This window comes from Dietzia sp. Die43 (genome assembly GCF_024519835.1).
Classification (GTDB): Bacteria; Actinomycetota; Actinomycetes; order Mycobacteriales; family Mycobacteriaceae; genus Dietzia; species Dietzia kunjamensis.
Map to the genome: position 1 here is coordinate 16,066 of NZ_JALJRF010000019.1, position 13,973 is coordinate 30,038.

At 72.1% G+C, this 13,973-nt stretch carries 14 protein-coding genes; 4 read left to right on the forward strand and 10 right to left on the reverse strand.

Translation table 11 applies throughout. From position 1 onward, the window contains the following. The first annotated feature begins 8 nt into the window (after nt 1-8). A complete protein-coding gene (locus NR111_RS15245; RefSeq protein ID WP_206474456.1) occupies nt 9-923 on the forward strand; it encodes a VOC family protein in 915 nt (304 codons plus the stop codon). A gap of 19 nt (nt 924-942) precedes the next feature. Here NR111_RS15245 and bluB read toward each other — a convergent pair whose 3' ends face one another. Beyond that, on the reverse strand, nt 943-1,551 hold the full coding sequence (bluB, locus tag NR111_RS15250) for a 5,6-dimethylbenzimidazole synthase (RefSeq protein ID WP_154829511.1): 609 nt from the start codon (nt 1,549-1,551) through the stop codon (nt 943-945). 87 nt (nt 1,552-1,638) lie between these two features. On the opposite strand from bluB, the gene NR111_RS15255 reads away from it, so the two are divergent. Further along, nucleotides 1,639-1,776 (forward strand): hypothetical protein, encoded by a 138-nt coding sequence (locus tag NR111_RS15255; RefSeq protein WP_167457859.1) that lies wholly within the window; start codon nt 1,639-1,641, stop codon nt 1,774-1,776. 46 nt (nt 1,777-1,822) lie between these two features. On the opposite strand, the gene NR111_RS15260 is transcribed toward NR111_RS15255, so the two are convergent. From NR111_RS15260 to NR111_RS15275, 4 genes are all read right to left on the reverse strand, one after another. Continuing rightward, nucleotides 1,823-3,100 (reverse strand): globin domain-containing protein, encoded by a 1,278-nt coding sequence (locus tag NR111_RS15260; RefSeq protein ID WP_206474455.1) that lies wholly within the window; start codon nt 3,098-3,100, stop codon nt 1,823-1,825. Nucleotides 3,101-3,187: 87 nt separating this feature from the next. Continuing rightward, nucleotides 3,188-3,652 carry an Rrf2 family transcriptional regulator gene (locus NR111_RS15265; RefSeq protein ID WP_120285249.1) on the reverse strand — a complete coding sequence of 155 codons (465 nt, stop codon included), beginning with the start codon at nt 3,650-3,652 and terminating at the stop codon, nt 3,188-3,190. 123 nt (nt 3,653-3,775) lie between these two features. Beyond that, nucleotides 3,776-5,593 carry an NTP transferase domain-containing protein gene (locus NR111_RS15270; protein WP_206474454.1) on the reverse strand — a complete coding sequence of 606 codons (1,818 nt, stop codon included), beginning with the start codon at nt 5,591-5,593 and terminating at the stop codon, nt 3,776-3,778. Beyond that, entirely contained in the window at nt 5,590-6,177 is a 588-nt protein-coding gene (locus NR111_RS15275; RefSeq protein WP_172812124.1) for a TetR/AcrR family transcriptional regulator, read from the reverse strand. The genes NR111_RS15270 and NR111_RS15275 overlap by 4 nt, the downstream gene beginning before the upstream one ends. A gap of 94 nt (nt 6,178-6,271) precedes the next feature. Between NR111_RS15275 and NR111_RS15280 the strand changes: the two genes are divergently transcribed. Then, nucleotides 6,272-7,900, forward strand: coding sequence for an MFS transporter (locus tag NR111_RS15280; RefSeq protein WP_256821313.1), 1,629 nt, complete (start codon nt 6,272-6,274; stop codon nt 7,898-7,900). On the opposite strand, the gene NR111_RS15285 is transcribed toward NR111_RS15280, so the two are convergent. The 5 genes from NR111_RS15285 to cysK form a co-directional block, all read right to left on the reverse strand. Next, entirely contained in the window at nt 7,878-8,198 is a 321-nt protein-coding gene (locus NR111_RS15285) for a rhodanese-like domain-containing protein (protein WP_256821314.1), read from the reverse strand. The two genes, NR111_RS15280 and NR111_RS15285, sit on opposite strands and share 23 nt — an antisense overlap. Before the next feature lie 50 nt (nt 8,199-8,248). Next, complete coding sequence (fdhD, locus tag NR111_RS15290) at nt 8,249-9,070, reverse strand: formate dehydrogenase accessory sulfurtransferase FdhD (protein ID WP_256821315.1); 822 nt, start codon at nt 9,068-9,070, stop codon at nt 8,249-8,251. Beyond that, nucleotides 9,018-10,340, reverse strand: a complete 1,323-nt coding sequence (locus NR111_RS15295) for a glycosyltransferase 87 family protein (RefSeq protein ID WP_256821316.1) — start codon at nt 10,338-10,340, stop codon at nt 9,018-9,020. Before NR111_RS15295 ends, fdhD begins: the two co-directional genes overlap by 53 nt. Before the next feature lie 92 nt (nt 10,341-10,432). Continuing rightward, a complete protein-coding gene (gene epsC / locus NR111_RS15300) occupies nt 10,433-11,041 on the reverse strand; it encodes a serine O-acetyltransferase EpsC (RefSeq protein WP_067714980.1) in 609 nt (202 codons plus the stop codon). Beyond that, nucleotides 11,041-11,976, reverse strand: a complete 936-nt coding sequence (cysK, locus tag NR111_RS15305; RefSeq protein WP_069390382.1) for a cysteine synthase A — start codon at nt 11,974-11,976, stop codon at nt 11,041-11,043. The genes epsC and cysK overlap by 1 nt, the downstream gene beginning before the upstream one ends. A gap of 173 nt (nt 11,977-12,149) precedes the next feature. Between cysK and NR111_RS15310 the strand changes: the two genes are divergently transcribed. Further along, entirely contained in the window at nt 12,150-13,958 is a 1,809-nt protein-coding gene (locus NR111_RS15310) for a long-chain fatty acid--CoA ligase (RefSeq protein WP_069390383.1), read from the forward strand. Nucleotides 13,959-13,973: the final 15 nt, after the last annotated feature.

The following is a 13,973-nucleotide window of genomic DNA, read 5'->3' on the forward strand; positions in this document are numbered from 1 at the left end:
AGGGCACCATGCCCGTCTACGTCCAGAACCCCGATCCCCGCAGCCTGGCCGAGCGCCCGGCCGACGACCTGCTCGCGGCGGACACGCGCATGGGCGCGGTCGAACTCCTGGTCCGGGACCTGGACTCGATGATCGCGTTCTACGCCGACGGCGTGGCCCTGGACGTGCTCGAGCAGACCGGCGAGACCGCCGTGCTCGGCCGGGCGGGTCGACCGATCGTGCGGATGCGCCGCATGCCCGAGCTGCCGCCGCGCAGGCAGGGGCAGGCCGGACTGTTCCACACCGCGGTGCTGTTCGACGACGAGCCGTCGCTGGCCGCGGCCGTCGCCTCGGTCGCCCGGCATGCGCCGAGATCCTTCACCGGCAGCGCCGATCACCTCTACAGTCAGGCGTTCTACTTCGACGACCCCGAGGGCAACGGTGTCGAGCTGTACACCGACCGGCCCCGCGACACCTGGGCCACCGAGCCCCACGGGTTGCTGAAGGTGGCCACCAACCCGCTGGACCCCAACGCCTTCCTGCGCACGCACCTCACCCCGCCGGTCGCCGGTTCGTCGATCGGGACGTCCGCGGCACTGGGGCACGTCCACCTCCAGGTCGGCGACATCGGGACAGCCCGCGACTTCTACGTCGACGCCCTCGGCTTCGAGGTGATGAGCGACGTCGGTTCGGCACTGTTCATCGCCGCCGGCGGGTACCACCATCACATCGCGGTCAACACCTGGGGCACGGCCGGCGCCGGCCCGCGCGCGGCGGCCCTGGGCCTGGGCCGGGTGAACATCGAGCTGCCCACCGCGGACGATGTCGACGCACTCCGGCAGCGACTGGCCGACCACCGGATCGAGACACGTCACGACGGTGCGGTCCTGCGATTCGACGACCCGTGGGGGACCCTCATCGAGGTCGGGGTCGAGCAGGACTGACCCCGGCTCCGCGGCGTGGTCAAACCCAGTCGACGGACAGCGGGGAACGACGTCCCCACCCGACGGTCTGTAACAGTGGTTCGTCCAGCTCGAGGGCAGGGTACCCGAGGCACAGGTAGGCCAGAGGGCGTGCGCCCGGCGGAAGCCGCACGCTGTCGGAGAGATGGCCGGGTTCCACGAGACTCACCCATCCCATACCGAGGCCTTCCGCCGTCACCGCCAGCCACAACAGGGTGATCGCGGCGACCACGCTGTACTCGGTCGCCGCCGGGACGCTGGTGGTCCCGAGGATCGGACCCGGCGGCGGCACATGGCTGACCACCAGGCCCACGGGCGCCTGGAGGATGCCCTCCAGGCGGAGCGAGTCGTACAGTTCGCGGCGTTCGCCGCCGAACCGTTCGGCCTCGGCGGCGCGGACCGCGCGGAAGCCGGAGTGGATGGATTCCCGTACGGCGCGGTCCTCGACCACCGTGACGTGCCACGGCTGGCTCAGTCCGACACTCGGCGCGACCGCGAAGACCTCGAGCAGTCGCTCGATGGTCTCCCGCGCGACCGGTGTCGGGTGGAAGTGACGATGGTCGCGGCGGGTCGACAGGATGCGCCACAGGGCGTCGCCGTCACTTCTCATATCCGTACTCCTCGGACTCCACTCTCGGCCGGTCGCGGTAGGGGCCCACCGACTCTAGACTGGCGCCCCCGGACATGGAGGTACACGATGGCATTCCTACGCAATGCACTGAGGAGCGGGATCGCGCTCAAGGCCGTACAGGTGGTCAAGCGCGAGGCCTCGAAGCCCGAGAACCAGCGCAAGGCCCGCGAGTTCGCGGAGAAGATGCGCAACCGCCGGCGCTGATCGCCGTGGGCCCGGCCGGAGCTGATCCGGGCCCACGCCGGCGGGACTACACCAGCCAGTCGTTCGGGGCGAACAGCTCCGCGTGGAGCCGCTCGGCGGGTACGCCGGCCTCGAGGAACTGCGGGCGCAGTGACTGGAGGAACCCGGTCGACCCGCAGAGGAAGACGTGCGCCCCCTCGGGGAGTTCGACCGTCGCCAGGTCCATGAATCCCCGGTGGACCGCGCCCGGTCCGGCGACGGTGTCCGCGCCGTCCTCGTACCAGGTGTGCACCTCGGCGTCGGCGAGCAGCGAGGACTCGCCCGCGACCTCCTCGGCGAGGACGTGGTCGGCCGGCGAGCGGTCGGCGTGCAGGACGAGCACGCGACGGGTGTCCTCCGTCGCCGACAGGTGGGCGACCATCCCGAGCATCGGGGTGATGCCGATCCCGGCCGAGCAGAGGACCACGGGCGCGGCGTCCTGGTCGCGGCCGATCCCGGCGGCGTCCAGGACGAGGTCGCCGAACGGGAGGGTGACCTGGATCGTGGTGCCGACCTGGGCGTGGGCGTGCAGCCAGCCCGAGACCTCGCCGGCGGGGCAGCCGAGCCCGCCCCGGACCTCGGCGTCGACCCGGCGGACGCCGATGCGCCACGTGCCGTCGCCCGGTGCCGTCGACAGGGAGTACTGACGCAGCTGGCGCGCGCCGTCGGGGAGGACCACGCCGACGGAGGTGTACTGGCCCGGGCGGAAGTCGGGCAGCGGCTCGCCGTCGGGACCACCGAGGGTGAACACGGTGACCGAATCCGTCACGTCCTCCCGGGCGATCACGGTGGCGATGCGGAAGACGTCCCCCGGTTCCACCTGCGCCTCGGCGTAGAGGGCCTTCTCGAAGTCCACCAGGACGGCGGCCATGATCCAGTAGACCTCGTCCCACGCCGCCGCGACCTCTGGGGTGATCGCCTCGCCCAGGACCTCCACGATCGCGCCGAAGAGGTAGTCGTGGACCACCTGGTACTGGTCGGGGGTGATGCCGAGGCTCGCGTGCTTGTGCCCGATCCGGGAGAGCATGTCGACCGGGCTCCGGCCGTCCACCAGCAGGGAGGCGAACGTCGCGATCGACGCCGCGAGCGCGCGCTGCTGGGCGCCCAGCTTCTGGTTGCCGCGGTTGAAGGTGTCGCGGAGGAGTTCGGGGTTATCGGCGAACATTGTCCGGTAGAAGACGGGCGTGATCTCGTCGATGTGGGCGCCGATGACCGGCAGGGTCGCGCGGACGACGGCGGCGTGCTCCTCGGACAGCTCGCGGGGGTGCGCGAGGATCGACTCCAGGGTGGTGAGCGACGTGGTCATGGGGGATCTCCTTCTCGGGGCGTGACGGGGTGGCCCGGGCACCGTGGGGGCCGGGCTGTGGGGTGGGGTGATGTGGGGTGGGGGTGGTCAGGACCCCGGGCCGGGGTCCGGCCGTGGGGCGGTGGCGAGGCTGAGGGACACCTGCCGGGTGGGTGCCCGGACGATGCCCTCGACGGTGAGGGGGTCGAGGGCGGCGAAGAACGCCTCGCGGGCGTCGACGAGAGCTCGTCGCAGACCGCAGTTGCCCGCGAGCGGGCAGGGCGTCGGGCCCTCACACTGGACGACCTCGCCGGGGCCCTCCAGTTCGCGCAGCAATGACCCGACCGACTCGTGTCGGCCCGCCTCGGTGATGACGAGCCCCCCGCCCCGGCCACGCCGGGACTCGGCGAGGCCGAGGTCGACGAGTCGGGAGACGATCTTGGCCACGTGGGAGGTCGAGGCGTTCACCGACTCCGCGATCGCCGCGGCGGTCATGCGGTCGCCGCGCTCATCGGCGACGGCGAGGCGCATGAGAGCGCGGAGCGCGAGATCGGAGGACCGGGACAGCTGCACAACGCCGAGCGTGCCATATTGCGAGCTGGCCGGGCGCATTTGCTGCCGGTGATCTCAAATACCTTCTGAACTGGTCATTTGGGGCCACCCTCCGACCTGCGGGAACGCCCCGCCGCGGGCCGGTCAGATCCAGTCGATGATCTCCACGAGGTCGTCGGCCTCGGCCCCGGCCCCGGCGCCGGGTCCCCCGCTCTCGGGCACCACGGCCAGGGCGGGCGCGCCCGCCAGATCCGCCAGGTGCGCGGTGCGCACGCGGCCGGCCAGGTGCCAGCCGCCGGCGCCGTCCGGTCGGGCGGGCAGGATCCGCGAGCGGCCCGGGGAGGCCAGGCCGGCCAGCCCGGGGACGCGCCCCGACGCGGGCGTGCGCTGGCGTCCGGTGAGGGCGTCGACCAGCGCCCGGCCCGTGGTCGCCGCCGCGGACACCGCCGCCAGCGGATTACCCGGTAGTCCCAGCAGGACTCGATCGTCGGCGAGGACGGCCACGAGCTGCGACCCTCCCGGGCGGACACGGACCCCGTCGAGGACGATCCGCGCGCCCGCGCGCGCCAGGGCCGGGCGCAGCAGATCGGCCACCCCGCGGCCGGTGGCGCCCACCAGCACCACCACATCGCCGGCCGCCGCGTCCGCGGACCCGGGGCCGCCGCCGAGCAGCGCGTCGACCGCGTCCGGGGTGTCCGCGCAGTGCCCGGGCGGGCCGACGCCGGCGAACCCCGCCCGCGCCAGGACCCCGCCGAGCAGCGGGCCCACAGTGTCGCGGATCCGGCCCGGCGGAAGCGGCGCGGGCGTGTCGGCGGGCAGGACCTCGTCACCGGTCGTGACCACCGCCGCGCGTACCGGCCCCCGGACCCGTGCGGCCATCACCCCCGCGGACAGGGCCGCGGAGGCCAGCGCCGCGTCGAGCACCGCCCCCGCCGGGGCCAGTTCGTGACCGACCGGCCAGTCCTCGCCGACGGGGCGGAGGTCGTTCACCCCGTCGCCCCCCGGCAGTGCGGTGACCACCGGGGGGCCGGTGCGGGCCGGGGTCACCGTCACCAGTTCGTGCCGCAGCACGCGATCGCAGCCGGCGGGGGCCAGGGCGCCGGTCGCGATGGGCGCCGCCGTGCCGGGGGTCAGCGTCGCCGACGAGCCGTCCCCGGCGCGGCGGGCGGCGCCGGTCAGTCGCCACGGGCCGGGCCCGGCCAGCGCGTAACCGTCCATCGCCGACACCGGCCCCCGCGGCATCGGGTCCGCGGCGACCAGCGGTGAGGCGAGTACCGCGCCGACGGCTGCCAGGGGCGGGCGCACGTCCGCCGGCAGCGGGGTGAGCCCGGCGCGCAGGACCGCCCCCACCTGTGGGAGCGCGACCGGTCCGTGTCCGGCCAGGTCGGCCCACGTGTCCACGTCGCGCGCGGGGTCGCCGACGGGGACGCGGACGACCTCCTCGTCGTCGTACAGGGCCCGTACCGGTCGCCCGCCCACGCCGCCGTCGGCCTCCAGGGCGGCCAGGCGCGCGGCGAGGGCGCGGCGGTCCCACGCGGCGAGGAGGTACTGGTCGTGCCCGGCGACGTCGACAGCGAGTGCCGCGCCGGGGGCGTGGGTGGTGGCGGCGGGCCGGAGCGCGGCGAGGAGGGCGCGGAGGGTGGCGGCGTCGAGGTCCGGCAGGTCACAGGCGACGACGACGACGAGGTCGACCGACGGCGGGAGCGCCCGCAGTCCCGCGGCGATCCCGGCGACGGGTCCCGAGTGGGGCGGATCCTCGCGGGTGTCGCCCCCGGGGCCCACGGTGCGGACGGGGCCCGCCACCGCCCGGGCGGCGCCGAGCACCGCCTCGACCATCGGCCGACCCGCCACCGCCAGTCGCGCCTTGTCGACCCCGCCGAGGCGACTCGCGCGACCCCCGGTGAGGACGATCGCGCCGACGGCGACCGCGGTAGCACTGTCCGAGGTGCCGCCGTCCGTCATCCGGCGTCCTCGGCCAGGCGGCCGCGGAGGAAGTCGTCGACGAGTCGCTCCACGTCCTGATCGGTGTACGGGCGCAGGCCGATCATCCGGGCCAGGACGACGGGGCCGGCCAGCTGCGCCACGGCCAGATCGCGGTCGCCGGGGATGAGGGCTCCGGATTCCTCCGCATCGGAGAGGACGGCGTGCAGAGGCTCGGTATAGGACTCGACCACGCTGCGGCGGAGCCTGCCCACCTCGTCGTCGTCACCGGCGTCGCGGCCCATCGCCAGCCACCCCAACATCGACTGCTGGAGCGGCGCGTCCTGGATGAGCTGCGTCATCGAGGCGGCCAGGTGCACGAGCTGCTCCCGGACGGGCAGGTCGGCCGGGGGGCGTGTCGGGGTGGGCAGCAGTCGCCGGAACGCCGCGGCGATGAGCGAGTCCGTCGACGGGAAGTTGCGGTACAGGGTGGTGCGGGCGACCCCCGACAGCCGGGTCACCGCGTCGACGGTCACGGCCGCCGCGCCGCCGGACAGCAACAGCGACGCCGCCGCGTCGAGCAACTTGCCCTGCGAGCGGGCGCGCCGCGGATCCGGGGTCGACATGGCCTCCATTGTGGCCTGTCCGGTGCTCTAGGGTGGGCGCACCATGCGATACCGACGGTATCGTTTCCGTGGAGCGGGGGCAGATGTGTTGGAGATGAGCGCGGGTCGGCGGCGGTGGCTGCTGGTCGTCAACCTCGTGGCCGTGTCCCTGGTGGTGGCCACGATGTCCGCCCTGTACACGTCCCTGCCGGACATCGCCGTGGACATCGGGGCCACCCAGGCCGAGCTGACGTGGATCGTCGACTCCTACACGCTGGCGCTGGCGGCGCTCGTCCTCACCGCCGGTGCGCTGGGGGACCGCTTCGGCCGCCGGGCCACGCTCATCGTGGGCCTGGTGCTGTTCACCGTCTCCTCGGCGCTGCCCCTGTGGCTGGACTCGCCGCTGTGGGTGATCATGCTCCGTGCGGTGGCCGGTGTCGGTGCCGCCTTCGTCATGCCCTCCACGTTGTCCCTGCTCACGGCGAGCTTCCCGTCGGATCGCCGGGGTGCGGCCGTGGGCATGTGGGCCGGCTTCGCCGGGGTCGGCGGCATCATCGGCCTGCTGGGCTCCGGGCTCATGCTCAAGGTGTGGACCTGGAAGGCGATCTTCGGCGTGTACGCCGTCATCGGCCTGGTCGTCCTGATCGCCGCCTTCACCATCGGCGAGTCCGTGGCCTCCCGCGTCGGTAGGCCCGACGTGTTCGGGGCGGTCTTCTCCGCCCTCGCCGTGGGCGGGGTGGTGTTCGGGCTCATCGAGGGCGCGCACACCAGCTACTCCGAGCCGTTGGTCATCGTGGCGCTCGTCGTGGCGGCGGCGAGCGTCGTGGCCTTCGTCCTGGTCGAGTTGCGCGTCGCGGACCCCCTGCTCGACGTGCGCTACTTCCGCCGGCGCGGGTTCACCACCGGCTCGGTGTCGGTGGCGCTGCAGTTCCTCACCATCTTCGGGTTCTTCCTGCTCATCGTGCAGTTCCTCCAGCTGGTCAAGGACTACGACGCCCTGTCCGCCTCGCTGGCCCTGGCTCCGATGGTCGTGCCGGTGATGGTCTTCTCGCTGCTGTCCCCGCGCATCACCGCGGCCGTGGGGCTGCGGGCGGTGTCCGTGGTGGGCGTGGGGGCCATCGCGGCCGGGATGGTCTTCCTCTCCCGGCTGTCCGTGGACTCCGGGTACTGGGACATCCTCTGGCCCATGCTCGTCGCGAGTATCGGGCTCGGCTTGTCGACCGCGCCTGCCACGTCGGCGATCGTCTCGGACGTCCCGTCCGACGAGCAGGGCGTGGCCGCCGCCGTCAACGACGCGATGCGTGAGGTCGGCGCCGCGATCGGCATCGCGCTGTCGGGCAGCATCCTGGCCGGGCGCTACGCCGCGGGGATCGTCGACGTCCTGCCCGGCGTCCCCGAGGCCGGCCGGCAGGCGGTCGAGAGCTCCTTCGCCGGCGCCCGCGAATTCGGCGCCGCGGCCGGGCCGGCGGGGCAGGCCGTCGTCGACGCGGCCGCCGGGATCTTCGCCGACGGCATCTCGTCGGCGCTCTTCGCCCTGGGGATGGTGGCCGCGGGCGCGGCGGTCCTGCTGCTGTTCGTCGCGCCCAGTCGCGGGTACGTCGCGCTAGGGGACACCGACACCGACACCGACACCTCCGGCGACCCTGACCCCGGCGCCGATCCCGCCCCGGTCGGCGCGGCCGGTGGAACGAGTGGCTACCCGGTGGCCGGGTCGCAGGCGGTCAGGAGGCGTCCGGCCCGGTGACCACGGGCCGTCCGCTCGCGGCCCAGGCCTTGGTCCCTCCGTCGACGCTGACGGCGGGGATGCCCCGGGCCTCCAGCGTCCGGCAGGCGGACTTGCTGCGATTGCCGGACGCGCAGATCACGAAGACGGTGGTCCCCTCCGGCGCGATGTCCGGGGCGGAGGCGACATCGCCCAGGGGGATCAGGCGCGCGCCCGGGACGTGGCCCGCGACGTACTCGTGGGATTCGCGGACGTCGATGAGCGGGGCGCCCTGCTGGTGGTGGGAGGCGAACGTGTCTATGACTGTCGTGGAAACCATGCCCGAAATATACCCCAGGGGGTATCAAGTCCGCCAGGGGTGCGATGGAGTCAGTCGCGGATACGCTCGGGGTGGGAGTAGACGGTGGCGCGGTCGACCCGGCTGAAGGCGGCCAGGGTCACCCCGGTCTCGGCGGCGAGGTCCACCGCCAGCGACGACGGCGCGCTCACCGCGGACAGGAGCGGGATCCCCGCCATCGACGCCTTCTGCACGAGCTCGAACGAGGCCCGGCCGGAGACCTGCAGGATGGCCCCGCGCAGCGGCAATCGCCCCTCGCGCAACGCCCAGCCGACCACCTTGTCCACCGCGTTGTGTCGCCCCACGTCCTCACGCAGGCACAGCAGTTCGCCGGTGGGGGAGAACAGCCCCGCCGCGTGGACGCCCCCCGTCTTGTCGAAGACCCGCTGGTGCTCGCGGAGCCGGTCGGGCAGGGACAGCAGGACCGCGGGATCGATGAGCGGCTCCGCCGGCTCGGCCGGGAAGTGGGTCGAGCGCCGGACCTCGTCGATCGAGTCAACGCCGCACACGCCGCAGGCGCTGCTCATGGTGGACGCCCGCGCGGAGCGGGGCTCCGGGATGTCCGGTGACAGGGTCACGGTGAGGGTGTTGTAGTCCTGTTCCGTCCGGCCACTGACGGTGGTGCAGTAGCAGATCTCGGGCAGGTGCTCGCGGTTCCAGACGGCGCCCTCGGAGACCAGGTGGCCCGCCGCCAGGTCCATGTCGTCGCCCGGCGTCCGCATGGTCACGACGAACGGCTGACCGCCGACCCTGATCTCGAGTGGTTCCTCGACGGCGAGCGTCGCCACCTCTCGCCTGACGTCACCCGCGGCGAGAATCCTGCGCGCCGGGTGACGAGTCGTCCGCCGTCCCATAGTCGCGCAGCCTAGCGCCGTCCGGGCCGGGGCGTAGGAGCAGGAGGGCGGCGAGCCCCACCGCGGCCAACCAGGTCAGCGGGTAGGCGTTGGTGATCACGGTGTAGATGACCGGCGGGATGTCGCCGCCGAACATGAACAGGCCCATCGCCACCCAGCGGTCGTCCGGGAAGTTCGGGTCGGGGAAGCTCTGCACCCAGTTCGCGGTGGCCGCCCAGAGCAGCGCCGGCAGCAGCCAGAGATACCAGCGCCGGGCGGCGATCGCGTAGTGCACGGTCAGCACGAGTAGCGGGACGAACCACACCCAGTGGTGGCCCCAGGAGAACGGCGAGACCATGGTCATCGTCAGTCCGGCCAACGTCAGGGCGAGGAGCTGGTGCCCGGCGCGATGGGCCAGCGCGGCGACGCCCAGGCCGACGGCTGCCACCACCGCGGCCCCGAGCAGCCACGCCCAGGTGGGCGCCATCTCCGTGCCGGCGAGACGGGCCATGGCACCCCGCAGGGACTGGTTGGCCAACATGGCGTCGTGCCCGATCCGCTGGGACTCGAACAGGGTCCCCGACCAGTACCGCACGGCGTCGCGGGGGATCAGTAGGAAGCCGAGGGCGACAGTGCCGCCGAACGCCGCCCCGGAGACGACGGCCATCCGCCAGCGTCCGGTGAGGACCCAGTGCGCCCAGAAGAACGCCGGGGTGAGTTTGATGCCCGCGGCCAGGCCCGAACCGATCCCCGCCCACCGGCGGCCCGACCTCCAGGCGAGGTGGTCGGCCAGGACCAGGACCAGGAGGAGGATGTTGATCTGGCCCAACCACACGGTGGTCCGCACCGGCTCGGTGGACAGGGCGATGAGTGCGAGACACAGCGAGACCTGGGCGGTGACCCGGTCCGGGCGGTAGTCCAGCGCACGGAGGCACATCCGGACCGCGAGGTAGAGCAGGACGAGGGTCAGCGCGAGCCACGCCGCCTCCATCAGCCGCGGGGTCACCAGGTCCAGAGGGGCGAACAGCAGCGCCGAGAACGGCGGGTAGGTGAACGGCATCTCCGGGTAGAAGCGCCCGGAGTCGTCACCCGAGAGCAGTCCGTCGTACAACGGGATCGAGTTCAGGACGGCGCTGCCGCCCCAGCGGTAGACGTTGACGTCGAGGAAGTTCCCGGTGATGCCCCACCACGGGGTCCGCTCGTCGGGCACCCGCAGCACCATGACCACCGAGGCGAGGGCCAGCAGTGCCAGCGGGGCGCGCAGCCAGTAGGTAGTCGGAAGCGTCCGCACAGCCGGAAAGCCTAGTCCGTCAACGAGAAGACCGTTCCGCACGCCGTCACTCGGGCGATGCGTGCGGAACGGTCTTCTCGATGGGATCTGGCTCAGATGTAGATGGCCGGATCGATGTAGAACTGCGCGTCGCGCAGTTCCTCCTTGGTGGACCTGGCAGGCCGTGCCTCGCCCGGGATGCCCACGACGATCGAGTCGGCGGGGGCGCTCTTGACGACGACGGCGTTGGCGCCGACCGAGGAGTCGTCACCGATCTCGACGGGACCCAGGATCTTCGCGCCGGCGCCCACGGTCACGCGGTCGCCCAGGGTGGGATGGCGCTTGGTCTGCTTGAGCGAGACCCCGCCGAGGGTGACGCTGTGGTAGAGCATGCAGTCGTCGCCGATCTCCGCGGTCTCACCGATGACGACGCCCATCCCGTGGTCGATGAAGAACCGTCGGCCGATGGTGGCGCCGGGGTGGATCTCGATCCCCGTGAGGAATCGGGAGAACTGGGACAGGACGCGTCCGGCGGTGCGGCCGGCGCCGCCGGCGTTCCACAGCCGGTGCGAGAGCCGGTGGAACCAGATGGCGTGGAGGCCGGAGTAGACGACGGCGTTCTCGACGTCGCCCCGGGCGGCGGGGTCATGGGCGCGCGCCGCGGCGAGGTCCTCGCGCAGCGTGCGCCAGAACCCCACCGGGCGATCGGACGTCGGCGTCATCAGTCGCGGTAGTCCTCGAACAGCATCGTGGAGACGTAGCGCTCACCGTAGTCGCACACGATGACGACGATGGTCTTGCCGGCGTTCTCGGGGCGCTTGGCGATCTCGAGGGCGGCCCACACGTTGGCGCCGGAGGAGATGCCCGCGAGGATGCCCTCCTCCTTGCCGAGCCGCTTGGCGATCTCCAGCGAGTCCTCGAGGGTCACGTCGATGACCTCGTCGTAGATCTCGCGGTCGAGGATCTCGGGCACGAAGTTAGCGCCCAGGCCCTGGATCTTGTGCGGTCCGGCCTTGCCCTCGGTCAGCAGCGGCGAGTCCTTGGGCTCGACGGCGACGATGTGCAGGTCCGACTCCTGCGAGCGCAGGTAGTTGCCCGCGCCGGAGATGGTGCCGCCGGTGCCGATGCCGGCCACGAACACGTCGATGTCGCCGTCCGTGTCCTCCCAGATCTCGGGGCCGGTGGTGCGGCGGTGGACGTCCACGTTGGCGGGATTGGCGAACTGGCGCGCCAGGACGGCGTTCTCACGCGTCGCGGCGATCTCCTCGGCCTTGGCCACCGCACCCTTCATGCCCTCGGAGCCCGGCGTGAGGATGAGCTCGGCACCGTAGGCGCGCATCACGGCGCGGCGCTCGACCGACATGGTGTCGGGCATGACGATGACGGCCTTGAAACCGCGGGCCGCCGCGACCATGGACAGCGCGATACCGGTGTTGCCGGACGTGCCCTCGACGATCGTGCCACCGGGCTTGAGGCCGCCCGACGCCACCGCGTCGTCGATGATCGCCGCGCCGATGCGGTCCTTCACGCTCGCGGCCGGGTTGGCGGACTCGAGCTTGGCCAGGACGGTGGCCTGCAGTCCCTCGGTCAGGGAGTTGAGACGGACCAGCGGGGTCTTGCCGATGGTCTCAGAGATGTCGGAGTAGATCTGCGCCATGGTGTGTTCCGTTCTGAAGAATGAACAGGTCTGTCTATTCGCGAGTGTACGCGATGGGTCGAGATGGCACGAGGGTGTGGCCAGGGAATGGTCCCCTGATTGCCACGAGCGCCCGTCGGGCCGATAATCGACTGCGCTCCATTTTCATCGTCGCCCGAAAGGCCGCCTCCGGCATGCGCGAGATCACCGTCCCCGCCCAGCGAAACTTCATACGTTCCGACCTGATCCCGGTGGTGGCGCGAGGGCGCGCCGCCACGGCGCCGCGGGCGGTCCCGTTCGACCATCACGTCGACGGCCGGTGGCGATCCGTCTCCAACGCCGAACTCGTCGAGCGCGTGGACAGGATCGCGGCCGGACTCATCGCGGCCGGCGTCGAGCCCGGGGACAGGGTGGCGCTCATGGCCGGAACCCGCCTCGAATGGGTGCTGGTCGATCTCGCCGTCTGGACCGCCGGAGCCATCACCGTGCCGATCTACCCGTCATCCTCGGCGGGGCAACTCGAATGGATTCTCGCCGACTCCGCGGCGAAGGTTCTCGTGGCCGAGAACGATGAACACGTCGTCGTCGTCGGAGACACGACCGTCCCCGACACCTGCACCCGGATCCTCTACCTCGACGACGGCGGGCTCGAGGCCCTCGAGGCCGACGGCGAGTCCGTCGAGGCCGAGACCCTGGACGCCGCGGTGGCCACTCTCGAGCTCGACACCCCCGCCTCGATCATCTACACCTCCGGCACCACCGGACGGCCCAAAGGTTGCGTGATCACCCACCGCAACCTCCTGTCGGAGTGTCACGCGCTGCTCGACCACCCCATCGGGTCGATGGCGCAGCAGGGCAAGAAGGTCCTGATGTTCCTGCCACTGGCCCACGTGCTCGCCCGCGCCGTGACCTACACGGTCTACCTCGGTGACGCGACCGTCGGCTTCTGGGACGACACCTCCACCATCCTCCCGCGCTTCGCCGATTTCCGGCCGCACATGATTCTCGGGGTCCCCCGCGTCTTCGAGAAGGTGCGCGACGGGATCGCCACGAAGGCCGCCGCCAAGGGCGCGGTTCAGAGGGGGATCTTCGAGCGCGCCGAAGCGGTCGCCATCGAGGACAGCCGTCTGCGCGGCAACGACGGACTGGACGACGCGCGCCGGCCCTCGCTCCTGCACGCCGCCCGGTACAAGGCGCTCGACCTGCTCGTCTACAAGGCCATCCGCGAGGCGCTCGGCGGCCGGTGCGAGTACGCCATCTCCGGCGGCGGCGCCCTGCCCGACCGCATCTCGCACTTCTTCCGCGGAGTCGGCGTGCCCGTCTACGAGGGCTACGGGCTCACCGAGAGCACCGCCGCCGCCACCGTGAACGGTCCCGGCTGCCAGCGCATCGGCACCGTCGGGCGACCCGTGGCCGGGACGAGCGTCCGGATCGCCGACAGCGGTGAGGTGGAACTGGCCGGCGAGCTGATCTTCGACCGCTACTGGAACAACGAGGAGGCCACCGCCGAGGCCGTCCGCGACGGCTGGTTCGCCACCGGTGACCTCGGTTCGCTCGACGCGGACGGATACCTGACGATCACCGGTCGCGCCAAGGAGATCATCGTCACCGCCGGCGGCAAGAACGTCTCGCCGGGGCAGATCGAGGACGCGATCCGGGCGCATCGACTCGTCGGCCACGCGGTCCTCATCGGTGAGGCCCGTAAGTTCGTCTCCGCGCTGATCACGGTGGATGAGGTCGAGCTCGAGAACTGGGCGGCGGAGAACGATCGCAGCGGCCGGCCGGTCGAGGACCTGGTCACCGACCCCGCGCTGCGCGCCGAGATCCAGGCCGCCGTGGACGATGCCAATCGGCAGGTCTCACACGCCGAGGGCGTCAAGAAGTTCGTCGTACTGCCCCGCGACTTCACTGAGGACTCGGGCGAGTTGACGGCGACCCTCAAGGTCAAGCGGCACGTGGTCGAGCAGCACTACGCCGAGCAGATCGAGGGCATGTACGTCTGATCGGGCGGATGTGGG